The 24046-nt window shown below is 38.5% G+C and carries 22 protein-coding genes; 17 read left to right on the top strand and 5 right to left on the bottom strand.

Annotated elements, in window-relative coordinates; all coding sequences use genetic code 11:
- Positions 1 to 77: 77 nt before the first annotated feature.
- The 5 genes from LVD47_RS11060 to LVD47_RS11040 all read left to right on the top strand — a co-directional run bounded on the left by LVD47_RS11060 (position 78) and on the right by LVD47_RS11040 (position 6348).
- On the top strand, positions 78 to 749 hold the full coding sequence (locus LVD47_RS11060) for an ABC transporter ATP-binding protein (RefSeq protein ID WP_236975942.1): 672 nt from the start codon (positions 78 to 80) through the stop codon (positions 747 to 749).
- Entirely contained in the window at positions 746 to 1978 is a 1233-nt protein-coding gene (locus LVD47_RS11055; RefSeq protein WP_236975941.1) for an ABC transporter permease, read from the top strand. Before LVD47_RS11060 ends, LVD47_RS11055 begins: the two co-directional genes overlap by 4 nt.
- 151 nt (positions 1979 to 2129) lie before the next feature.
- A complete protein-coding gene (locus LVD47_RS11050) occupies positions 2130 to 3383 on the top strand; it encodes an ABC transporter permease (RefSeq protein ID WP_236975939.1) in 1254 nt (417 codons plus the stop codon).
- An 88-nt stretch (positions 3384 to 3471) separates the two neighbouring features.
- Positions 3472 to 4722, top strand: coding sequence for an efflux RND transporter periplasmic adaptor subunit (locus tag LVD47_RS11045; RefSeq protein ID WP_236975937.1), 1251 nt, complete (start codon positions 3472 to 3474; stop codon positions 4720 to 4722).
- Positions 4723 to 4926: 204 nt separating this feature from the next.
- Positions 4927 to 6348 carry an L-serine ammonia-lyase gene (locus tag LVD47_RS11040; protein WP_236975935.1) on the top strand — a complete coding sequence of 474 codons (1422 nt, stop codon included), beginning with the start codon at positions 4927 to 4929 and terminating at the stop codon, positions 6346 to 6348.
- 173 nt (positions 6349 to 6521) lie between these two features.
- On the opposite strand, the gene LVD47_RS11035 is transcribed toward LVD47_RS11040, so the two are convergent.
- Positions 6522 to 7193: a DUF2461 domain-containing protein gene (locus tag LVD47_RS11035; protein WP_236975933.1), complete on the bottom strand. Its 672-nt coding sequence runs from the start codon at positions 7191 to 7193 to the stop codon at positions 6522 to 6524.
- A 293-nt stretch (positions 7194 to 7486) separates the two neighbouring features.
- Here LVD47_RS11035 and LVD47_RS11030 point away from each other — a divergent pair, with 293 nt between their 5' ends.
- Positions 7487 to 7882 (top strand): DUF302 domain-containing protein, encoded by a 396-nt coding sequence (locus tag LVD47_RS11030; protein WP_236975931.1) that lies wholly within the window; start codon positions 7487 to 7489, stop codon positions 7880 to 7882.
- Between the two features lie 70 nt (positions 7883 to 7952).
- On the opposite strand, the gene LVD47_RS11025 is transcribed toward LVD47_RS11030, so the two are convergent.
- The 3 genes from LVD47_RS11025 to LVD47_RS11015 form a co-directional block, all read right to left on the bottom strand.
- Positions 7953 to 8864 (bottom strand): 1-aminocyclopropane-1-carboxylate deaminase/D-cysteine desulfhydrase, encoded by a 912-nt coding sequence (locus LVD47_RS11025; protein ID WP_236975930.1) that lies wholly within the window; start codon positions 8862 to 8864, stop codon positions 7953 to 7955.
- On the bottom strand, positions 8864 to 9841 hold the full coding sequence (locus tag LVD47_RS11020) for a sugar phosphate isomerase/epimerase family protein (protein WP_236975928.1): 978 nt from the start codon (positions 9839 to 9841) through the stop codon (positions 8864 to 8866). The genes LVD47_RS11025 and LVD47_RS11020 overlap by 1 nt, the downstream gene beginning before the upstream one ends.
- A 484-nt stretch (positions 9842 to 10325) precedes the next feature.
- Positions 10326 to 12014 carry a DEAD/DEAH box helicase gene (locus LVD47_RS11015; protein ID WP_236975926.1) on the bottom strand — a complete coding sequence of 563 codons (1689 nt, stop codon included), beginning with the start codon at positions 12012 to 12014 and terminating at the stop codon, positions 10326 to 10328.
- Between the two features lie 451 nt (positions 12015 to 12465).
- Between LVD47_RS11015 and LVD47_RS11010 the strand changes: the two genes are divergently transcribed.
- The 5 genes from LVD47_RS11010 to ribA all read left to right on the top strand — a co-directional run bounded on the left by LVD47_RS11010 (position 12466) and on the right by ribA (position 17376).
- Complete coding sequence (locus LVD47_RS11010) at positions 12466 to 13293, top strand: prephenate dehydratase (protein WP_236975924.1); 828 nt, start codon at positions 12466 to 12468, stop codon at positions 13291 to 13293.
- Positions 13283 to 14458, top strand: coding sequence for a pyridoxal phosphate-dependent aminotransferase (locus LVD47_RS11005; RefSeq protein WP_236975923.1), 1176 nt, complete (start codon positions 13283 to 13285; stop codon positions 14456 to 14458). Before LVD47_RS11010 ends, LVD47_RS11005 begins: the two co-directional genes overlap by 11 nt.
- A gap of 3 nt (positions 14459 to 14461) precedes the next feature.
- Positions 14462 to 15304: a prephenate dehydrogenase gene (locus LVD47_RS11000; RefSeq protein ID WP_236975922.1), complete on the top strand. Its 843-nt coding sequence runs from the start codon at positions 14462 to 14464 to the stop codon at positions 15302 to 15304.
- Between the two features lie 6 nt (positions 15305 to 15310).
- Positions 15311 to 16408 carry a chorismate mutase gene (locus tag LVD47_RS10995; protein ID WP_236975921.1) on the top strand — a complete coding sequence of 366 codons (1098 nt, stop codon included), beginning with the start codon at positions 15311 to 15313 and terminating at the stop codon, positions 16406 to 16408.
- 380 nt (positions 16409 to 16788) lie between these two features.
- Positions 16789 to 17376, top strand: a complete 588-nt coding sequence (gene ribA / locus LVD47_RS10990; protein ID WP_236975920.1) for a GTP cyclohydrolase II — start codon at positions 16789 to 16791, stop codon at positions 17374 to 17376.
- Between the two features lie 62 nt (positions 17377 to 17438).
- On the opposite strand, the gene LVD47_RS10985 is transcribed toward ribA, so the two are convergent.
- Complete coding sequence (locus tag LVD47_RS10985) at positions 17439 to 17648, bottom strand: hypothetical protein (RefSeq protein ID WP_236975919.1); 210 nt, start codon at positions 17646 to 17648, stop codon at positions 17439 to 17441.
- 239 nt (positions 17649 to 17887) lie between these two features.
- Between LVD47_RS10985 and mazG the strand changes: the two genes are divergently transcribed.
- The 6 genes from mazG to LVD47_RS10955 all read left to right on the top strand — a co-directional run bounded on the left by mazG (position 17888) and on the right by LVD47_RS10955 (position 23987).
- Entirely contained in the window at positions 17888 to 18661 is a 774-nt protein-coding gene (gene mazG / locus LVD47_RS10980) for a nucleoside triphosphate pyrophosphohydrolase (protein WP_236975918.1), read from the top strand.
- A gap of 170 nt (positions 18662 to 18831) precedes the next feature.
- Positions 18832 to 19107 carry a 30S ribosomal protein S15 gene (gene rpsO / locus LVD47_RS10975; RefSeq protein WP_255785100.1) on the top strand — a complete coding sequence of 92 codons (276 nt, stop codon included), beginning with the start codon at positions 18832 to 18834 and terminating at the stop codon, positions 19105 to 19107.
- A gap of 179 nt (positions 19108 to 19286) precedes the next feature.
- Positions 19287 to 21494: a polyribonucleotide nucleotidyltransferase gene (gene pnp / locus LVD47_RS10970; RefSeq protein ID WP_236975917.1), complete on the top strand. Its 2208-nt coding sequence runs from the start codon at positions 19287 to 19289 to the stop codon at positions 21492 to 21494.
- A gap of 343 nt (positions 21495 to 21837) precedes the next feature.
- Positions 21838 to 22494, top strand: a complete 657-nt coding sequence (locus LVD47_RS10965) for a hypothetical protein (protein WP_236975916.1) — start codon at positions 21838 to 21840, stop codon at positions 22492 to 22494.
- A 110-nt stretch (positions 22495 to 22604) separates the two neighbouring features.
- Positions 22605 to 23027 (top strand): NUDIX hydrolase, encoded by a 423-nt coding sequence (locus LVD47_RS10960; protein ID WP_236975915.1) that lies wholly within the window; start codon positions 22605 to 22607, stop codon positions 23025 to 23027.
- Between the two features lie 15 nt (positions 23028 to 23042).
- Positions 23043 to 23987, top strand: a complete 945-nt coding sequence (locus tag LVD47_RS10955; protein ID WP_236975914.1) for a phosphoribosylaminoimidazolesuccinocarboxamide synthase — start codon at positions 23043 to 23045, stop codon at positions 23985 to 23987.
- The last annotated feature ends 59 nt before the right edge of the window (positions 23988 to 24046 follow it).

The raw sequence follows: 24046 nt of genomic DNA, 5'->3' as shown, positions 1-24046 counted from the left end.
TCTTGAGGAATTTATTCCCAAATACATTTAGAGTATCAGTATATTGAGTACATTAATATCTGTTACAAGAATTTTGCATGATCCAACTACGGAATATTAAAAAAGCATACAAGACTGAATTTACCAGCTTACAGGTTCTCAAGGGAATTGACCTCATTATAGAAGAAGGTGAATTCGTTTCAATTATGGGTTCATCGGGTTCCGGGAAATCGACATTACTAAATATACTCGGCATATTGGACGATTATGACGAAGGCACCTACACACTGGCCGGAGAATTAATGAAAAACCTGTCCGAAAAGCAAGCTGCCTACTACAGGAACCGCTTTATCGGATTCGTATTCCAGTCTTTTAACCTCCTTAATTTTAAAACAGCAGTTGAAAACGTGGCTTTGCCATTGTATTACCAGAAAGTCAATCGCGACCAACGGTTGGAAAAAGCGATGCACTACCTTGAAATGGTGGGACTGAAAGATTGGTCTGACCACCATCCCAATCAACTTTCCGGTGGACAGCAACAACGGGTTGCTATTGCCAGGGCAATGGTAACAGAACCCAAAGTTCTTCTGGCTGATGAGCCTACTGGAGCTCTTGATTCCACTACCTCGCATGAAGTTATGAACCTTTTTCAGGAAATTCATCAAAATGGTAAAACTGTCGTATTAGTTACCCACGAACAGGACATAGCTGAGAAAACGGAACGCATCATAAATATTCAGGACGGTTTGATATTAAATTCCAACGAATGAAATTTTTTGACCAGGACAAATGGAATGAAATTTTTGTTTCGATACAGAAGCATAAACTCCGAACCACCCTTACAGCACTCGGTGTATTCTGGGGAATATTCTTGTTGGTCATACTATTAGGTTCTGGTCAGGGCATGCAAAATGGAATCGAAAAACAATTCCGTGGAGATGCTCTCAATAGTATATGGATGTACGGTGGTTCTACTTCAAAAACTTTTAACGGGCTACCCAAAGGTCGAAGGATCCAATTTAACAATGATGACTTTGAGAACTTACAGGAACAGTTTCCTGAAATAGAATATCTTGCAGGCAGAGTCTTTTTAAGTGGTACTCAAATTTTGAAATACAAAAAGAAAAATCTTTCCTTTTCAGTATTTGGAGTGTCACCCGATATGATCCATGTCGAAAACGCACAAATTACTTCCGGCCGTTTCCTGAATAAGACCGATGAACAAAAAAGAAGAAAAGTAGCAGTCATTGGGTCCCAGATCAAAGACGAAGTTTTTGGAAATGAAGACCCAATTGGAAAAGATATTTTACTCGGAGACGGGATGTATCGGGTCGTAGGTATTTCACACGACCCGGAAAGCAATCAGGCACAAAGAGAAATCTATATTCCAATGAGCGTTGCCCAGGTCGTCTTTCACGGCAATGAAAACATTAGCAATCTGTCGTTAATCGGAGGAGATCTTAGTGAAGAACAGGTTAACCAACTCCAGCAAGGAATTACAGAAACATTGGCTGCCAACCATCAATTTGACCCAACAGATAACAGGGCCTTATATATCAATAACAGATATGAAGATTACAAAAGGTTCCAGAATTTGTTTTTGGGGATCAAATCGTTTTTGTGGTTTGTAGGATTGGGAACCGTACTCGCGGGAATTGTAGGAGTAAGTAATATTATGTTGATTATTGTAAAAGACCGGACAAAAGAAATCGGGATACGCAAAGCCCTGGGTGCCACACCAAGGTCCATTGTCTCCATGATACTCACGGAAGCAATATTTATTACTTCCATGGCTGGGTATTTTGGTCTGGCGGCTGGCATTGTAGTTTTGAGTTTATTAGATAATTTAGACTCTGATTTTTTTAGCAGTCCAGAGATTAATCTTGGAGTCGGATTAGCGGCTATCATAATTTTGGTAATTGCAGGGGCTTTGGCGGGATTAATTCCATCAATGCAGGCCGCTAAAATCAATCCAATAGTGGCTATGAGGACGGATTAGGCCGGACCAGTTGTGTCCCCTAAGTCGTAAGCATCAAGCTCACTAAGATGAATAAGTAAAAAAATGAATATTAATGAAAACAAGTTATAACCTACAAAATCAAGAAATCCTTCCTTGTAAATTGTAGCCTATAGCTCAAAGCTTATAATATATGTTTGACCGGGATACCTGGCAGGAAATATTAGCAACGATACGAAAGCACAAGCTTAGGACAGCCCTTACTGCTTTGGGTGTATTCTGGGGTATCTTTATGCTAATATTTATGTTGGGAATGGGTGAAGGACTGAGAAATGCAGTATTCCGTGACTTTGGTAGCAGGGCTAAAAATGTCATGTACGTGTGGTCCAGCCCTACTTCAAAACCATATCGCGGATTCCAGCCGGGACGGGTTCCCCGATTGAACCTTGATGACATCACATACCTTGATGAAAATGTAGATGGTATAGATTATATTGCGCCCCGAACGACCATTAGTGGCAGCATTAGTTATAATGAAAATGTTGAAAGTTACAACATCAGGGGTGAACTTTCAGATATGATTACGGTAGAGGGATATAAAGTGTATAAAGGTAGATATATACAACCCTCAGACATTGAAGAATCCCGCAAAGTTATAGTCATTGGAAAGAGGGTTGCTGAGGTATTGTTCGGCAAAGGAGAATGGGATAAAGCAATTGGTAAATACATTACGGCCAATGGGGTCGAATTCCAGGTGGTAGGAATTTTTGGTCCGGAATTCCTCAAACCCTGGACCCAGGAAGACCTCGAAGCGACAGTAATTCCACTGACAACCATGCACAGGGCTTTTGGTACAGGGGGACAAATCCACTATTTTGCTGTTTCAGCCCTTCCCCAATATAAAGTAAGCGATATAGAGAACGATGTAAAGTCAATTTTACAACAAAGACATAGTGTTTCCCCGCAGGATCCCCGAGGCATAGGTGGATTCAACCTGGAAAAAGAATTCGATAAAATCACCGGATTATTTAATAGTATTTCAGTTTTTTTGTGGATTGTAGGAATAGGAACCCTAATTGCCGGGGTAATAGGTGTCAGCAATATTATGATGATCGTAGTTAAAGAACGGACAAAAGAAATTGGTATACGAAAAGCCCTGGGCGCCACGCCGGGTGTAATTATCAGGTCCATACTGACTGAATCAATTGTCATCACCTTAATTTCGGGGTATCTTGGATTACTGGCAGGAACGCTACTAATAGGGAGTATTGATTATATAATGGAATACAATGAAATAAATGTTCAAATGTTCTACAACCCGGAAGTAAGTTTACAAGTAGGCATTGGCGCCCTTTTGATACTAATTATTTCAGGTACTATAGCTGGATTTATACCGGGTATGATGGCCGCGAAAGTAAACCCTGTTTTAGCGTTAAAAGACGAATAAATAAATGAATCGTTATAAATATTTTGGAACAAAATTTCCTAATCAATTGACTTGGATTCCCGAATATCTGTTAAATAAATAGAACAATATGAAGAAAGGATGTCTTTTTAGCACAATTGCAGCACTGGTAATTCTCACAGCGGGGTTGGTATATTACTTTGTCAGACAAAATAAAACCCAGGCAGAAAATACAAATACCAACACACCTGAATATCTGGATATATCCCGCAAAATAGTAGCTACCGGGACGATAAATCCAAGACAGGAAATCAATATTAAACCCCAGGTATCCGGTGTAATTGACGAACTATTTGTGACCGCAGGAGAAGTAGTCGAAAAAGGGATACAGCTGGCACGTATAAAATTGGTACCCAGCCAGGTAAATATCAACCAGGCCCAATCCCAGGTAGAATTGGCCAAACTGCGTTTTGAAGATGCGACAAGAGAACTGGAACGTCAAAAAAATATCAACCAAAATAATCTTGATGTAGAAAATGCCAAATCCAGTTATGAAAATGCTAAAAGAGAGGAAGAAAGACAACGACAACTATTCGAATCTGGGGTGATTTCCGAACAGCAATACAACCAATTCAAATTGGATCTCGAACTAAGTAAAACCAATTTTGAAAATGCCAAAATCACCTCATCTAACAGCCTTAGCCAATTTGAAACACAAGTAAGCATTGCCGAACAAGAATATAATAGCGCAGTGGCCAACCTGAAATTATTAAAAGAAGGAGTCGATCAAAATTCCAAACAAGTAGCCAATATCGTCAATTCCACTGTTTCGGGAATGGTACTGGATGTCCCGGTAGAAGAAGGGACATCAGTCATAGAAAGGAACAATTTCAATGAAGGTACTACCATCGCTACCATAGCCAACATGAATTCACTGATTTTTGAAGGGACCGTGGATGAAGCCGATGTAGGAACTATTAAAGAAGGGATGCCCATTATTCTCAAAATTGGGGCCATTCCAGACAAAGAGTTTAACGCGGTTTTGGAATTTATATCTCCCAAGGGAGTAGATACCGAAGGAACGGTAAAATTCGAAGTTCGTGCTGCGGTCCAGCAATCAGAAGACAACTTTTTACGAGCCGGTTATAGTGCCAACGGTGACATTGTAATTAATAAAAAAGACAATGTCCTCGCCATTAAAGAGCGCGACATCCTTTATGAAGAGGAAAAGAAATATGTAGAAATCAAAAACGGTGAAGAATTTAAAAAGATCGAAATTGAAACCGGTATTTCCGATGGTCTGAATACCGAGATCGTAAGTGGATTGGATACTACAATGCTCGTCCGGGTCCAGCAAGAAAGTGGGGTACCTCAGTCATAAATGACTAAGAAATACGAACCAGACAATATAAAATCCATAACAGGAAATAGGTAAGTACTAAGTTCGTACGCCTAAAGGTTATCATTAATACCTGTCCTGCGATCATTTGAGAAGGACAATAAATCAGCCAATTTATAAAACCTTAAATAAGACACTAATAATTTGTAAAGGTTGGTTATTTTCATCTTCCAAAACCGGAAATAAATGACCTATATCAATGTGTTTGAAATGTTTAAAATCGGGATTGGGCCCAGTAGTTCCCATACACTCGGGCCCTGGAAGGCCATGCTTATGTGCCTAGACTCTATTCAGGATCATCACAAACTGGAAGAAGTTTCCGATATCATGATAGAACTCTATGGTTCCCTGGCCAAGACAGGAAAAGGACACGGCACGGAAAAGGCTCTCTTACTCGGATTAATGGGAGAAAATCCCACAACAATTCCCCCGGAATCCATCGATAAAAAACTTAAAGCGCTAGAATCCGGCACCCTACTCCTGGGTAACAAAACACCTATTCCGTACCATAAAGAATCTACTATCATATTCAATAAAGAAAAGGCACTAGACTTTCACTCCAACGGTATGAAAGTATACGTCAATTATATAGATGACACTACTTCGTGCTTCACATATTACTCCATAGGTGGCGGATTTGTCGTTGAAGATGGGACAGATCCTGAAAACGATGGCAAGGGAGCACCCCCCTTCCCCATCCAGTCTACTACCGAAATGATTCGACATTGCAAAAATGAAAGCTTGAGCATTTGGCAAATTGCCAAAACTAATGAACTACAAATTCACTCCGAAGAAGAACTGACTGACGGCCTCGACCAGATATGGGACGTAATGAGGAATTGTATGTTCAGAGGTTGTCATACGGATGGGATACTTCCCGGTGGTCTGAATGTCAAAAGACGGGCTAATTCACTATATCTAAAAAGAAAATTGACCGGAAATTACTCCAATTCTTCGGAATGGATGCAAGTAATACAATCGCACAGAGTCAGCAATTTCCAGGAAATAATACATTGGGTGTCAGCCTGGGCCATAGCCGTAAATGAAGAGAATGCTGATTTTGGCAGGGTAGTAACAGCGCCTACGAATGGGGCTGCGGGGGTAATTCCCGCCGTACTCGCTTTTGCGATTGGTTTTACATCCTTTTCCGGACGAGAAGAAATCCATCGATTTTTGCTTACAGCATCTGTAATAGGAAGTTTGTTTAAGCAAAACGCCACTATTTCAGCTGCCATGGGTGGTTGCCAGGCAGAAATCGGTGTATCCTCAGCTATGGCAGCGGCAGGGTTAGCTGAATTGATCGGCGGCTCACCCGATCAGGTGTGTATGGCCGCAGAAATTGCTATGGAACACCATCTGGGACTAACATGTGATCCGGTTGGTGGATTGGTACAGGTTCCCTGCATAGAACGAAACAGTATGGGAGCCGTAAAAGCTATAACGGCTGCTTATCTCGCTGTAGAAAGTGATCCGGCCTTTGCCAGGGTTTCTCTGGATGATATTATTGAAACCATGTGGGACACCGCCCGCGATATGAATACGAAATATAAAGAAACTTCAGAAGGAGGGTTGGCCATAAAAATACCGGTGAATTTCCCAGAATGCTGATTCAGTATGGCGTTATGCAAAATCAATTAACTACCAGACTATCAGACTACCAGACTATCAGACTACTAGACTACTAGACTACCAGACTACTAGACTACTAGACTACTAGACTACTAGACTAACCAACTACCAGACTACTAGACTAACCAACTACCAGACAACTAGACTAACCATCAACGTTCCTGGCCGTTACCGTCGAACAACAAAAAATCCGTTATGGCAGTAAACATAGGGATCATTGAACGGTAATCGGCCACTACTTCTTCCACAAAACCAGGATTCAAAGCCAACTTCGCAGGATATTCCCTACTTACAACAAATTGTTTTTTTCGGAGAAGATCTACCTCCTCATGGTCCTTATCATACCCCCGGGGAGCCGTTTTCAATTCTTCACCCCCTAAAGCGCCAAATCTCTTTTTAAAATCAGATTCATTTATTGCCTTTCGAAGTTCAGTGGAATCCGCCGCAATTCCCTGCCGGATAAACTCCAGATCTTTCCTTTCCGGTTTCCAAAAACCACCGGCCACAAACACTTTTTCAGGAGAAATTTGAAAATAAAAACCACCCCTCCGAAATTTACCCGAACGCACAAAATGGGCAGAAAAATGGGTTTTATAAGGCGTTTTATCCTTACTAAAGCGAATATCCCTATATATCCTGAAAATTTTGGACCTCTCAATTTCGTCAAATTGCATCAATTGGATCTTCAGCCCCTGAATAAAGGCCTTAAAATCCTCCAATCCTTTTCTGTATAGTGGTTTATGTTCATTGAACCAATCCCGGTCATTATTCAAAGCGAGGTCTTGCAAGAAATCAAGGGTTTCCGATTGAATTCCTGTAGTCATATGATTAATTTATTGTTCACTTTAATAATAATAATAATCCTGGAAATAAAAGACCTTCCTATTAGATACATGCACTGTATTACCTCAAAAATATCCCACAAAATGAAATCATTTCATAAAAGCTTGTTTTTTAAACATCATTAAATACCAACTGCCTTCATCAAAAATTTCATCTACAAACTATTAATTCCTTTATTGGAGTTTACTGATTTTTCAATATATTTAAGAATAATAATTGGGCTCCAGGAATTATCCTGACATTTGATTTTTTCAATCTAATTAAAATAAAGAATATGGCTTACTATTTCAACAAAAAAGTATCCGTCGGAACTTTTGAAGAAGCGCTTGATCTGGTTTCCGCAGCATTAAAAAAAGAAGGCTTTGGGGTATTGACCGAAATAGATGTGCAAGACACGCTTAAAAAAAAGATAAATGTTGATTTCAAAAAATATACAATATTAGGCGCTTGTAATCCTCATTTTGCTAATAAAGCCCTCCAATGCGAAGACAAAATCGGCGTTTTACTTCCATGCAATATAATCGTTGAAGAAAATAATGATGGGGGTATTGAAGTATCAGCTGTCGATCCGATAGAATCCATGTCCACAGTCAATAATGAGTCCCTTTCAGAAATTGCTTTGGAAGTCCAGCAAAAACTTAAGAATGTAATTGAGAGTTTGCCTAGTTGACCGGATACATGAACTGTAGTAAGTTGGTTCCATTCCCGATTGACAGGTGAAAAAAAGGGGCTATTTACATTTATTTTTCAGTGGATTGATGAGTATTCCTTTTTCCTCTCCATCCCTGCAGACCACCGGTATGTATAAAAAGAACTTTTGTTCCATTGCCAATTAAACCGAAGCGTATAAATTCACAAAGGGCATACATAGATTTCCCGTTATAAATGGGGTCCAATTCAATCCCGGTAGATTGCAAAAATTGGCGTATAAATCGTAACAAACGCTCAGGAGTCTTACCATATCCTCCCCAGTGCCATTGGGTCAATACCTGTATTTCTTTTCTTTCTTCTAATGACCATTTTTTTTTCACCTCAACAGAAAATTTATCTGATTTCAACGCACTTATGCCCAATAATCGTTCACCTTCTTCCAGTCCTTCAGCCAATCCCGCCAATGTCGCCCCTGTGCCTACAGGCACTATAAGAAAATCAAATTTATCTACCACTCTTCTGGATTCAAGAAGACCTTCTTTTACGCCTTCTATTGCAAGTTGATGACTTCCACCCTCCGGAATAATTAAATGCCCCTTGAATTGAGATTCAATCTGCCTGAGATATTGATCAGATTCGCGTCTTTTATATTCCTGAGGAGAAACAAAAACTACCCTTGCCCCCCACTTAAGTATATCATTTATGGTTTCATTGTGAATGGCTTTTCCTGAAGCTGATCGTATAAACAAGGTACAGGGTATCTGTTCTGCATAACAAACAAATGCCAGCGCATGAGCATGATTAGAAAAGGCACCACCAAAACTGATGATGCCCGTATGCTTTATGTCCCTCTTACATTCCTTGAGAATATATTTGAGCTTTCTAAACTTATTTCCCGATACTATCGGATGAATGAGATCGTCCCTTTTGACCCAAACACATACCCCATATTTATGAAAAAGAGGATACTCAACCTGTTCTATTGGGGAAGGAAGGTTCATTAGCTTTTCTCAGCACGCACTTTTTTTAGTAAATCCACCGTTTTCTGAATTCCTGTCATTTCATCATCATTACTTCCTTCGTACTCAATGCCTACATACCCATGAAAACCCGCATCCAATACGATGTCCATCATTTTGTTGTAATCTGTATGAACTTCCATCCCATCGGAATCAAAATCATGAGATTTCGCACTAACAGCAAGGGCAAACGGCATTAACTCTTTCACACCCTTATATCGATCATATTCTTCTGCACAACCATCTTCACTTCGTTTGATACAGAAGTTTCCAAAATCAGGCAAAGTTCCACAGTTGGGCATATTAACCTGTTTCATTACACCTGCTAACCATTCTCCGTTTGAAGAATATCCACCGTGATTCTCCACAACTATATTGATATCATAATCTTTTGCAAACTCCGATAGCGTACCCAAACCATCGACGGCTGCCATTTGTACGTCTTCAGCAGAACCTTCTCCGTACGCATTTACCCGAATTGTTTTACAACCCAGATATTTTGCAGCCTCCACCCATTTTTTGTGATTTTCAACTGCTTTCATTCTTTCCTTTTCATCCAGATGAGCCATACCACCTTCGCCATCGATCATTATCAAATGCTGGTATATACCATGGTCGTCCGCCCTTTTATTCAAATCATCGAGATAAGCCGTATCTTTTGCTTTGTCCTTGAAAAACTGATTGACATATTCTATTGCATCAATATCGAATTCTTCCCGGGCAATTTTGGCAAAATCAAGATTGGAAATTTTCCCCTCGAATATAGATTTGTGCAATGACCATTCTGCCAGGGAAATCATAAACAAATCCTGGGTCAAATCCCCTCCTCCATTTGAACTCCCCCCAGCATTTTCCTGGCTATTTTTATCTTCAGGATTTCCACCACAAGCTGCCAGTCCGAATAAACTTACGCCTGCTAAAGCTTGGGTAGAATTTTGTAAAAACTTTCTTCGCTTCATGTTAATATTTTGTAAGGATGATTATTGTAATTCTGTTAAAAAGAAACCGGAAGATATTAATTTTTTAAAAATATCCGAAATATGATCGATCACAATTAAATTGAGATACAGCTAAATTTTTATCTCAAAGTGGCCTCCAGACATATTTTTCAGCAACCTAATACTGGGTAAACCCTATATGGTATTTCTTTTGCGGCGATTATGTCAAAGATGATAATGTTTCTACCCTATTTGCCCCGTTTTTGCCCCACTATTACATATTCACAGAGTGTCCTAAAAGGGCATTTTAATTAGATACACCCTGTAGGTAAAATGATAAATAAGTTGGTTTATGGCCGTGTACCAGGTTCCGTGCATATCAAAAGACATAATAGAATTTGTAATAAAAGGTCCTTTCAGTGTATACCACCGACAGAGCACGGGTCTGGGTCTTCAAACCTATAAAATTTTCAGAATCAAAGTAATAGAAATAGGAAAAGATATATTACTTATTTTTCCTCCTGTTCTTGCGGAATTTCCGATGGGGGTTTTTCTTTTTCCTGGATTTCCTATTCTTTTGGGTAAACTGTGAAGGTCTAAAAGTCACTTCCTCCCCCTTGTAGGTTGCATTTTGAAAATCTCTTTCTATCTCTTCCTGGTAGTCTTTATCAATTTCTACCAGGGAGTGGTTTTTAAAAATCTCTATATTTCCAATCTCAAGCCCCTTGGATGACAATTGGTCATCTAACAAACGAAATATAGATTTGGGATTCATTTTGTGTTTTCGACCACGATTCAAGAAAAATGTGGCAAACTGATCGCTATTGGTTTCTCTTCTTCTAGAGTCTTTTCCATCCTTTCCGGAACGATCAGCATTCAAGTCTTTTGACTTTTTGTAATAAGATAAAAAACGGTTAAATTCTACCGAAACGAATCGCTTAATCAGTTCTTCCCGAGATAACCAATCAAGCTTTTTACTGATTTCATCGATAAATACCCCGATCTGATCTTCGTTTACCTCCACATTCTCTACCTTATCGATCATGGTAAATAGCTGTTTTCGGCAAACTTCCATACCATCGGGAATCTTCTCATACGAAACCTTTTTTCCCAATTTTTTTTCAAGGGATTTGATACTCCTAAGTTCACGGGAATTTACCAGGATTAGTGAATCCCCTTTATTGGACCCTCTTCCTGTACGTCCACTCCTATGCACATATAAATCCAGGTCATCCGGAAGATTGTAATTGATGACGTGGGTCAGATCGTCAACATCCAATCCCCTCGCGGCAACATCAGTAGCTACCAACAGTTGAATCTGGCGGGAACGAAATTTATTCATCACCAAATCTCTTTGAGATTGGGACAAATCTCCATGCAATGAATCCGAATTATAACCATCCTGAATCAATTTCTCTGCCACTTCCTTGGTTTCCCGACGGGTCCTGCAAAATACAATCCCAAAAATCTCAGGATGAACATCTGCCAATCTCTTCAATGCAGCATAACGATCCTTATTGTTCACTACAAAATAGGCATGGGTTACATTCTCAGCACTTTTGTTCTCCGACATCACGGTAATAGAATGATGATCCTGCATATATTTGGAACACATATTTACAATTGCCTTGGGCATGGTAGCCGAGAACAACAATGTCTGCTTATCCGAAGGAGTGCCGGCTAAAATAGCATCCAGGTCATCTTGAAACCCCATTGACAACATTTCATCCGCTTCATCCAGCACCAAATACCGAATAGATGTTATTTGTAGTTTATTTCTCCTGATTAAATCCAATGTCCTACCCGGTGTCCCAACGACAACCTGGCACCCTGACTTAAGTTTTTTAATTTGGTTTTCAATACTGGTCCCTCCATATACGGCTGCAATTTTCACGCCCTTCAACTGGGCAGAAAAAGATTGCAAATCCGTAGCCACCTGAAGACACAATTCTCTTGTAGGGCACAGGATGATAGCCTGTACACTCTTATCTTCAATATCAATATTTTGTAAAATAGGTAATCCAAAAGCAGCCGTTTTGCCTGTACCCGTCTGTGCTGTAGCTAATAAATCTCTGTCAGTCGAAATCACATGTGGAATAGCCTCGGCCTGTATCGGGGTTGGCTTTTCAAATCCCAAATTCTTTATAGAAGAAAGTAATTCCTCCTTCAATCCCAAAGTATCAAATGTATTCATCGTGCGAAGATAGACGAATTATCTTATCTTTTGCTGATTATCAAAGCTTTGTTTCAAAATAATATTTGGCACCAATGTGAAAAAATGAGTATCATTGGCCATTTTTATGTGTATAGAATTTTTCAAAAATTTTTTCACTAAAATTCCTGCCACTAAAAGAAAAATTTTCTACAAATATTTTTTTTTAAGGATGATGATGGAATTTTCTACTACAGAACTGGAAAATGTTAACGACCCCCTAATCTCCGGAAATAGAAAATTTTTCTATTTAAAATATAATTGCCTAAATTTGATGCGACAATTAAATAATTAAGACATGATAACTGTCAATAACAACTTCTTTTATTTTTACTTTTTTTCCGGTTCCGGAGAGGGGATCTGAAGTTGTTTTGATGTAATTCAAAAATAATAATCAGGTCCCATAAATTGGGGCCTTTTTTTTTGCACAATTATGAAGAGAGTATCAATACAGGGTTATCCGGGAGCATTCCATCACATTGCCGCAACATATTACGAAGGGCAAACCGTCGATGTAGTAGGAAGAAATACTTTTGAAGAAGTAGTGGAAGATGTTATGTCTGACGATTCTATCCACTATGGCATGATGGCGATCGAAAACAGTATAGCCGGGAGCCTAATGAAAAACTACAACCTGATACAGGATTCGGGAGTACAGATAATCGGGGAAACCTATCTCCGGATTCGCCAAAATTTATTGGCTTTACCCGGAATCCCTATTGAGAAAATAAAGGAAGTTCACTCACATCCAATTGCATTAGCCCAATGCGAAAAATTCTTTAAGAACTACCCTCACATTCGCCTGGTGGAATCAATAGACACAGCTGAGACCGCCCACCGGATAGCTGAGGAAGGAACCGAGGAAATCGGTGCGGTAGCCAGCACCTTAGCTGCAGAATTGTATCAACTTGATACCTTAGCTGCAGGTATAGAAACAAATAAAAAAAATTATACGCGTTTTTTGGTATTGGACGACAAAATGCCGGACCTGAAATTTGATAAGATTAGTATTTCATTTACCGTATCCCATGCTATTGGTAGTTTGTACAGGGCATTGGAAAATTTGGCAAAAAATGATTGTAATTTAACGAAGATACAGAGTGTTCCAATTTTGGGAAAACCCTGGCAATACCTTTTCTTTTCTGATTTCATATTGCGAAATCCCGAAAGATTAGACGATATTCTTGCCGACCTTTCTCCGCATGCCAACCAAATAAAAGTATTGGGAAAATATAAAAAAGGAATCCACCATGAAGGTTGAAACGGCACATAGAATCCAATCGGTAAAGGAATATTACTTTTCCAAAAAACTCAAAGAAATTGCATCTTTGAAAAAAGCCGGAAAAAACATTTTGAATCTGGGCATCGGTAGCCCGGACCTTCCGCCTGATCCCTCTGTTATAGAAACCCTTAACTCAAGTGCTGCTAATATTGAGAATCATGGATACCAAAGCTACTATGGTATTCCGGAACTCAGAGTCGCGTTTGCCAACTGGTATAAAAAACGATATAGAGTTAGTTTAAACCCCGATAGTGAAATCCTACCACTTATAGGGTCCAAGGAAGGAATTATGCATATTTCCATGACGTTTCTCAATCCCGGAGATGAAGTCCTAATTCCGGACCCGGGATATCCCACGTATTCGTCTGCCACTCAATTGGCAGGAGGTACCATTCGAAAATATGACCTGGATGCAAAAAATCATTGGTATCCAGATTTTACTGCATTGGAAGAGCTGGATCTGTCAAAGGTCAAACTCATGTGGATAAACTATCCCAATATGCCTACCGGTAGTCTTCCGTCTAACCAATTATTTGAAGAGTTAATTTCATTTGGCCGAAAACATAATATCATTATTTGCCACGACAACCCCTACAGCTTTATACTCAATAACACCCCAATGAGCATTCTTTCATTTGACCGGGCTAAAGAATGTTGCCTGGAATTAAATTCGCTGAGTAAATCTCATAATATGGCGGGTTGGAGAATCGGAATGATCGGAGGATGTGACGACTTCCTGAAGGAAATCATAAAGTTTAAATCCAATATGGATTCAGGAATGTTTCGTCCTTTACAGGAAGCAGCTATCAAAGCACTGAGCCTTGGAGACGACTGGTACAACCAGATTAATGAAGTATATAAAGAAAGAAAAAATAAAGCATATCAACTACTGGACTTGTTAGGATGTCAGTTCCAAAAAGACCAGGCAGGACTATTTGTTTGGGGTAAAGTACCTAAGTACTATAAAGATGGATTCGAATTAAGTGATCGATATCTTTATGAAACCGATGTTTTTATTACCCCTGGTGGGATTTTTGGTGATAACGGGAATCAATATATTCGAATTTCAATTTGCTCCAAATCCGAAGTGTTGCAAGAGGCAAATTCAAGAATTAATGCTTTTTTAAACCGTAAAATGGACTGAGTTATGAAAATCGGTATTATCGGGTTGGGATTAATCGGAGGATCTTTGGGATTAGCACTCAAAAAAAGTGGTTTTGCATCCAAAATTATCGGGTACGATATTAGTGAAGACCATATGGATGAGGCTAAAAAACTAAATATTGTTGACTGCAATGCCAGTGATATGGTTTCCCTAATTAAATCCTCTGATTTAATTATCCTGGCAGTCCCGGTTCAATACATTGAAACGCTATTACCAGATATTTTAGACTCTATTGAAAATCAGATAGTTACAGATGTTGGAAGTACAAAATTGACCATAGTCAACAAGGTAAAAGAGCATCCCAAAAGAAGTAATTTTGTAGCTTCCCACCCCATGGCAGGAACAGAATTTAGTGGTCCCCAGGCGGCCTTACCCGATTTATTTAAAGGAAAGGTTTGTGTAATTTGTGATCGGGAAGAAAGTAATGCCAATGCCGTGCAAACCGTAGAAGCTATGTATACTAGTATTGGCATGAACATTGTTAATTACAGGTCGGACGATCATGATGTACATACGGCTTATGTATCGCATATCTCCCATATTAGCTCTTTTGCCCTTGCATTGACTGTCCTCGAAAAGGAAAAAAATTCCAACCGAATATTTGAACTGGCAAGTGGTGGGTTTTCAAGTACTGTTCGACTCGCGAAAAGTAATCCCGAAACCTGGATACCCATTTTTGAGCTCAACAGAGACAATGTTCTTGACGTTCTTGATGAGCATATAAACACCATAAGTCAATTTCGAACGTTACTGATCAAAAAAGATTTTAAGAAATTTTACCAATTAATGGAGAAAGCAAATAATATTCAAAAAATTTTAAAATAGATAGTTATGAAACTCAAACCCATATTCGAAGACGTAAAGCGCCCTGTTCAGATTCTGGGGCCCTGTAGTGCCGAAACTGAAGAACAGGTTTTGGAAACGGCCAGACAATTAGCAGAAAATAATGCAAAAGTTGATTTATTTAGAGCGGGAATTTGGAAACCACGAACACGTCCTAATTCATTTGAAGGAATCGGAGCAGAAGGCCTACAATGGCTCAAAAAAGTCCGGGAAGAATACGGATTTAAAATCACTACTGAAGTAGCCAATGCCCAGCACACCTACGAAGCACTAAAAGCGCAAGTAGATGTATTTTGGTTGGGTGCCCGTACAACTGTGAATCCATTTAGTGTACAGGAAGTCGCGGATGCATTAAAAGGTGCTGATGTTCCGGTCCTTGTTAAAAATCCTATCAACCCTGACCTCAAACTTTGGATGGGAGCAATCGAACGATTGTACAACGTAGGAATTACCAGAATTGGAGCTATCCACCGTGGATTTTCGAAATTTGGTAAAAGTGTATATAGAAATATCCCCCAATGGCAGATTCCATTGGAACTAAAAAGAGAATTCCCTGATATTGAAATAATTACGGATGCATCTCATATTTGTGGTAATCGCGAAAACCTGTATGAAATTAGTCAGTTTGCACTTGACCTCAACATGGACGGCATCATGCTTGAAACCCACCCGACTCCGGATGATGCCTGGAGTGATGCAGCACAACAAGTAACTCCAAAAGTTTTGCAAGAAAACATCTTAAGTAAACTAATCGTAAGAAGTGAGGGAGCAGATGATCCTTTATTCCTGCATAATATCGAGGACCTGAGATCGCAAATTGACCTCATTGACAAAGAGGTTATTCAACTTTATGCAGATCGAATGAACCTGGCTGAAAAAATTGGTGAATTTAAGTTGCAAAACAACATTGCAATTTATCAGCAAGGAAGGTGGAGTGATGTATTGGAACGCGCAATGGACAAAGCCGGCCCGTTGGGATTGAGCGAAACTTTTGTCAATCGTATTTTGAAAGCAGTCCATCAAGAATCCATTGACCGACAGGAAGAAGTAATGAAAGCCAGCCAGGGAAAGTCAATCGAAAAATAAATACAATATTGAAAGGGAAAAAGAAACACATATAAATTTTTTGATTTAACAAGTTTCAATCGTACATTTGAAATTATTCGAGTGCTTGTTGAGTATATTATTGGAATTGATTTCTATTCCTTTGCATTTTAATTTGAATAGCTTTGGTTTCAAAGTAAGACAGATACTGATGTCTTCAAATTAAACAAATGATTTCAGTTTTACGATATACCCCAACTAATAATAAAAATATATATGTTTTTACTATCTATTTTTTTATGTGTATTCTTTTTTACCGGAGGCGTAATAATGTTTACTAAATATGGACGAAAAATTTAAACTATTTTGTATTCGCAAACATTGAATGTTTAGTTTAAATTTTTCATCTGTATTTTTAATATATGAAAAAACTATCTGAAGCCAGTATACCTACTGAATACGGGACGTTTATCGTTCTCGCTTTCGGAGATAATGAAGATGAATACAGCCCGCACCTGGCACTTGTATCCGAAAATATTGATAAAGAGAACCCCATTTTGCTTCGTATCCATTCCGAATGTTTAACGGGAGACATATTTGGTTCGAGAAGGTGTGAATGCGGAGAACAACTTCATACATCACTCGAACAAATCGGAAAAGAAGGAGGAGTTTTAATTTATTTAAGGCAGGAGGGACGGGGAATTGGACTAATAAATAAACTAAAAGCATATCAGTTACAAGACAAAGGCCTGGATACAGTGGAAGCCAACATCCATTTGGGATTTGATCCTGACGAAAGACATTATGATATCGCCATTGAAATTCTGGAATTACTTGATATCAAATCAATAATCCTACTCACTAACAACCCTGATAAATTACAATCCATCAAAGATTCTACAATTCATTTGGAAGGAAGAAGACCTTTGATAATCCCTCCCAGAGCCACTAATAAAGATTACCTTGACACCAAAGAAGAATTTTTTGGTCATCTTTTCAAACATCAGTAATAGTCACAATGGAATATGGTAAAAGATTCGTATTTATAAAGTCCTGATACCGGTTTGATTTGTTATTTAGATAATTCGGGATCTGCACATTCTTCTCCCGGTTTCTTGCCACACACAGTACATTCACCCACCTTGCTTTGTAACATAGGATTATTGTTGGCACAAGTCCCCCTGAACTCCTCTCCTTTTACAATATGCCTGATATTAATCAGTAAAAAAGAGACTCCAAAAATAGTAAATACGATAAGTAGTGTCTGCAAGAAATCTGACATAATTTGTCTTTTTAATGTATAACTAGAACAAGATGACTTGTCAATTAGTTTTTCAATTTGCAAATATATTTGAAATCCTTGAAAATCGAGTTTATTAACCTAATTTTAGGAAAGAGCTTTATTACAAGATCTATAAATTGAAGTGATTTAATTATTGGGAAATAAGTACTTTTTATTAAAATTTTTCCTGGTACTATACCAATTAAACTACATTTAGTTGACATTTTTAAAATTCTTTCATGAAACATTCTTCAGACCCGAGAGCTATAGCATTTATCCGACTTTTAGACATCATGGACGACCTAAGGGAAAAGTGTCCCTGGGATCGCAAACAAACTTTCCAAACCCTTAGAAATCTAACGATAGAAGAAACTTACGAATTAACAGATGCGCTGTTGGAAGAGGATTTACCATCTATCAAAGAAGAATTGGGAGATCTATTATTACACATTGTTTTTTATTCAAAAATTGGTGCCGAGAAAAAAGCATTTACCATAGAAGATGTTTTGAATTCAATTTGTGAAAAACTTATCCACAGACATCCTCATATATATGGCGATACGGTCGTAAATGATGACAATGATGTCAAGCAGAACTGGGAGCAACTTAAATTAAAAGAAGGGAAAAAATCCATTCTTGAAGGCGTTCCTAATTCACTTCCTGCCCTGATAAAAGCCCAACGTCTTCAGGAAAAAACGGCCCAGGTAGGTTTTGAATGGGAAAATACGAACCAGGTAATAGAAAAGGTAGAGGAAGAGCTACTTGAATTCAAGGATGAAATAAATAAGTCCGATCCATCTCAGGAAAAAATCGAAGAAGAATTTGGCGACTTTATGTTCAGCCTGGTCAATGTAGCCCGATTTTTGAAAATAGAACCGGAGTCGGCATTGGAAAAAGTAAATAAGAAATTTAAATTCCGATTCGAATTTATTGAGAAGAATGCTGAAAAACCATTGGTTGAAATGTCTCTGCAAGAAATGGACCGTCTCTGGAAGAAAGCCAAGGAATGCTAATAATAAAAATAACTCCCGGATACAGAATTAATACCAATCGTGACATAGACATAACCTAAGCCAATCAAAAGATTTCTTCAGAAATAATTGTATTTCATAGTATTAAAACTTACCTTTGCGCCGCGCTATACGTGTATTGATATTTTAAATCACAAAATGGTAATTTTATTATGGGTATTTATTTAACTAAAGAGAAAAAAGAAGAAATTTTTAAGGAATACGGTGGGTCTGAAACCAACACGGGTTCTACAGAAGGGCAAATTGCCCTGTTTACCTACAGGATCCAATCATTGTCAGAACACTTAAAACTCAACCCGAAAGATCAATCTTCCCGAAAATCCCTGTTATCACTAGTTGGTAAGAGAAGAAGATTGCTTTCCTATCTAGCGAAGAAGGATATTAAAGGATATCGGGAATTAACTTCTAAACTGGGAATAAGAAAATAATAACATAGAGAGTGCCTTAAAAGCACTCTTTTTTTTATATTTTGGTTGAATATTATTCAATTTCATTCAGTAACACTATACTGAAGTCATTCTTAATAATTTCTATTAGAGTTAAACAGGCTCGATAAATAGCTAAAAATTCCTGCCTCTTTTTAACCATTTAAAAATGTAAATTATTTATGGGACAACTTAATCCTATTCGTCAAAGCTTCAATTTGCCAGATGGCAGAGAAGTTACACTGGAGACAGGAAAACTCGCAAGACAAGCAGATGGATCTGCCCTTATTAAGATGGGCAATACTATGTTATTATGTACGGTAGTATCTGCGAAAGAAGCGAAAGAAGGACAACCCTTTTTTCCACTATTTGTAGATTATCAGGAGAAATTCGCTTCGGCTGGAAGGATTCCAGGCAATTTTTTCCGAAGAGAAGCACGGCTCAATGATCACGAGATTTTATCATCTAGATTAGTAGACAGAGCCATTCGACCATTATTCCCTGATGATTATATGAACGAAACCCAGGTAATTATCAATCTTATATCCGCTGACGAAGATGTACTACCGGATGCTTTGGTGGCTCTGGCAGCTTCTACAGCATTAAGTGTTTCCGATATTCCTTGGGATGGACCTATTTCAGAAGTTAGGGTAGCGCGAATAGCAGGAGAATATGTCATCAATCCGGGAAGAGAAGCATTGGAAAATGCTGATTTGGACATTATTGTTGCTGCTACCCAGGACAATGTAATGATGGTGGAGGGAGAAGCTGACCAATGCAGTGAAACCGATTTAATTGAAGCTATAAAAATAGGACATGATGCTATCAAAGTGCAATGTAATGCCCAGTTAGAATTAGCTCAAAAAGTCGGTGATAAAGCATTGAATAAACGTGCAATACCCGAGCCCGATGAAAATGAAGAAATAAAAAATTATGTTCAAGAAAAGGTAGCCCAGGCTATTAGTGATACAGCTCACGGTCAATTGGAAAAAGCTGAAAGAAAAGCTCAATTTGAAGAAATTCTTACTGGTCTCAAAGATAGTTATCTCGAAGAGACAGACGAAGAGACTTTTGAAGAAGCAGAACCTTTTATTGCAAAGTATTTTGATAAGCTTAAGAAAGAACTAATCAGAAAGATGGTGGTTTCAGAAGGCGTACGACTTGACGGAAGAAAATCGGATGAAATTCGACAAATTTCGTGTGAAATAGATTTCCTTCCCACCACTCATGGTTCAGCACTCTTTACAAGAGGGGAAACACAGTCGCTTACTTCGCTTACATTGGGTAGTAAACTCGATGAAATGATGGTAGACACGGCCCTTGACAATTCCAATGAAAAATTCATCCTTCACTATAACTTCCCGGCTTTTTCCGTAGGAGAAATTAAACCTATGAGAGGCCCAGGTAGAAGAGAAGTAGGCCATGCTAATCTCGCAGGGCGATCTTTGCGTAAAGTACTTCCTGCTGATGAGACCTATACAATCCGGATCGTCTCTGACATTCTGGAATCCAATGGTTCATCTTCAATGGCTACCGTATGTGCAGGGTCTTTAGCACTCATGGACGCAGGAATAAAAGTTAGTGCCCCTGTATCCGGCATAGCAATGGGTATGATCAAAGAAGGTGACGACATTGTAGTTTTATCCGATATCCTCGGAGATGAAGATGCATTGGGAGATATGGACTTTAAAGTCACCGGAACATCCAAAGGTATTACTGCCTGCCAAATGGATATCAAAATAGACGGATTGCCCTACGAAGTATTAGAAAAAGCTCTATTGCAGGCCAAAGCAGGGAGAATACATATTCTGGACAAAATGTCCGAGGCGATTTCCGAACCTAGAGAAGACCTCAAACCATTTGCTCCTAGAATATCCCAGGTCATAATTGATAAATCCTTCATTGGAGCTGTTATCGGACCGGGTGGTAAAATTATTCAGGAACTACAGAACGAAACCAATACTGTAATTACTATAGAAGAAGTGGACGAAAAGGGAATTGTTCAAATTGCCAGTTCGAATAAAGACGATATAGAAGAAGCCAAACGGAGGATCGCTCAAATCACTTTTGTACCGACGGTTGGAGAAACCTATGAAGCAAAAGTTACAGAAATGCTTCCATTTGGGGTGGTAGTTGAATTCAACGGCAAAAACGGATTATTGCACATTTCTGAATTTTCGCATAGCCGGGTGGACAAAGTAGAAGATGTCTTTAGTATGGGCGATGCTGTAAAAGTTAAATTAGTCGGTATCGACTCCAGAAATGGAAAACTTAAATTAAGTAGAAAAGCATTGATGCCCAGACCAGAACGCAGTGGAAACAATGACGACAGAGATCACGGTAATAACCGGAACCAAAATCGTGGAAACCGGGGAGGTGGTCGAAGATAATACGATACTAATCAAAAAAATAAAAAGCTCTGTAATTTCAACAGGGCTTTTTTTATATTACATTGTTTTCGTTCGGAATTTTCAAAAATATTTCCCCCCTGGCTATAGGAGAAGGTAGATTATTAAGAATATTTGCTCATAACTTTCACTATCGTAGGCTACCTACTGATTTCAAATTGAAAATATTTTGAAACTTCCTTTCGAGTCCTGAGTTATACTAATCACCGAAATGCAAATGTTTTGAGGATTAGGTATTATTTATAGCAAAACTATGAATATTTCGGGATAAGAATTTTTGGTTAAACGACGGGATTTGTATTTTTCCCGGCAATATTTTAATGATATGCTGTTGTTTTTTTTACTTGGATTATTGATATCAATCTTTATTATTAACAAGATTTATTTCGGTAAAACCTCACTGGAAACGATAAAAAAGGAATTAGAAAAAACCAGAAAAATCTATAAAGAGGAAATTCCAAAGCTCGTTTCATGGACAGGCAAAGAAATAGACCTTATGTCCTACCATATATTTCAAAAATCAGAACGAAAAGGATTCGGATATTCCTTTCGGGGTATTTTCACATCCATCTACCAGGAAAACATGATGATTGTTCAACATAAAATCCCATCTGGAAAAAAGAAAAACGGATTTACCATCATGATCACAAAAAATCACGAGATATTATGTGACCCCAAAAACAAGATATATATTAACGGCGAATTACTAGGATTAATAGATAAAAAGGGACGATTCCTCAATCCAAAAATTAAACGGATTTTCGGTAAATATGGAAGTGAAAAATTTAATAAAACAGACATTTTAAATGAAGATGGAATGATACTGGGTGCCGTAAAATCACCTGAAGATTGGGAATTGCCATTCCCCCGGGCAATGGAAGCTTACGAAGAGATGGATACACATAATCTAATCGTGTTTAAAGTCCTTGCAGGAAAATTGATGCTGGATATTTATCTTGCAAAACACAGTACGCAAAAGTAGTGCTGCAGGGTACAGGCAAATTTCCTAAAATTTTATCTTCCTCAATATGTTTACAATAATTTAACTATATTTGGAATTGGAATAATTTTAAAGCGGCAATTCAGTACTTAATGAGTGTTAAAGATTTGGCAAAGGTAGTCATCTACAGGATGGCAGAAAAAGGTCTCGAAATTTTATTGATTAAAGACGAAGGGGATCCCGATGGACAAAAATGGTCATTACCCAATGGTTTTGTACAGCCCTCTGAGATGAGTGAAGACATAATTCATCTGGAAGAAACGGAAAAGGTTCCGGCTGATTCCCGAACAGTAGCCGTTGAAAAAGATGAAAAAGACCTACCTTCTTTCCGTTCAATGATACTCAATGATATGAAATATGTAAAAAAGAGGCTAAAAGACTATATCACTGAATTTGATGACGCCTCTTATGTTTCCATAAAAGACGCTGTCAAGAGAGTACTTCCCCACGAATATGCCAAACTCAAAGAACTGAAAGACATCTTGTCAGATAAGAATTCTGTAGAAAATATTTAGTCTACTTTTTCCTATATGAATGCCATTCAACGTACTAATTTTTCATTTGCTCGCGAAGATAAAATCTACCACGGAAAAGTCAGGGACGTTTATGATCTTGGCGAAAGGTTATTAATGATAGCAACCGACCGAATCTCGGCATTTGATCATATACTGCCCAAACCTATCCCATTTAAAGGCCAGGTATTGAACCAAACAGCCGCTTACTTTCTAAAAAAAACCGAGGACATTGTTCCCAATTGGTTACTAGGCAGTCCGGATCCTAACGTATCCATCGGCCTAAAATGTGACCCGATAAAACTAGAAATGGTAGTGAGAGGTTATCTCGCCGGTCATGCCTGGAGAGAATACAGAGATGGTAAACGAATGATTTGTGGTGTTCCCATGCCCGAAGGAATGAAAGAGAACGATCAATTTCCAAGCCCCATAATTACACCTGCTACCAAAGCGGAAGAAGGACATGATGAAGATATTTCAAGAGAAGGCATCTTGAAAAATAAGATTGTGTCTGAAGATATACTCAATCAATTGGAGAAATTTTCCCTGGCCTTATTTGATAGAGGCACCCAATTAGCTGCCAAACAAGGCCTAATATTAGTTGATACCAAATATGAATTTGGATTTCACGAAGGTAAAATTTACCTAATTGATGAAATACACACCCCTGATAGTTCTCGATTTTTCTACTCCGAAGGATATTCAGATCGTCAACTAAAAGGAGAAAAACAAAAGCAGCTAAGTAAAGAGTTTGTACGTGAATGGTTAATGGAGAATGGCTTTCAGGGATTGGACGGGCAAAAAATGCCAGAAATGCCGGACAAATTTGTCAGAATTGTAAGCCAGCGATATATTGAGCTCTACGAAAAAGTAACTGGCCAAAAATTTGAAAAAGCCGACACCAGCAATATCGAGGACCGTATTCAAACCAATGTGGAAAATTGGTTGGCAGAAAATAAATGAGTTTAGTAGTTTTTTTGGACTTCCGACTCAGGGCTCCCAACTTCAAGCTCCGGTCTTCA

Origin of the sequence: Membranihabitans maritimus (assembly GCF_021729145.1) — a bacterium.
Lineage (GTDB): Bacteria > Bacteroidota > Bacteroidia > Chitinophagales > Saprospiraceae > Membranihabitans > Membranihabitans maritimus.
The sequence above is the reverse complement of the archived record's forward strand: the minus strand, read 5'-3'. Positions and strand labels throughout refer to the sequence as shown.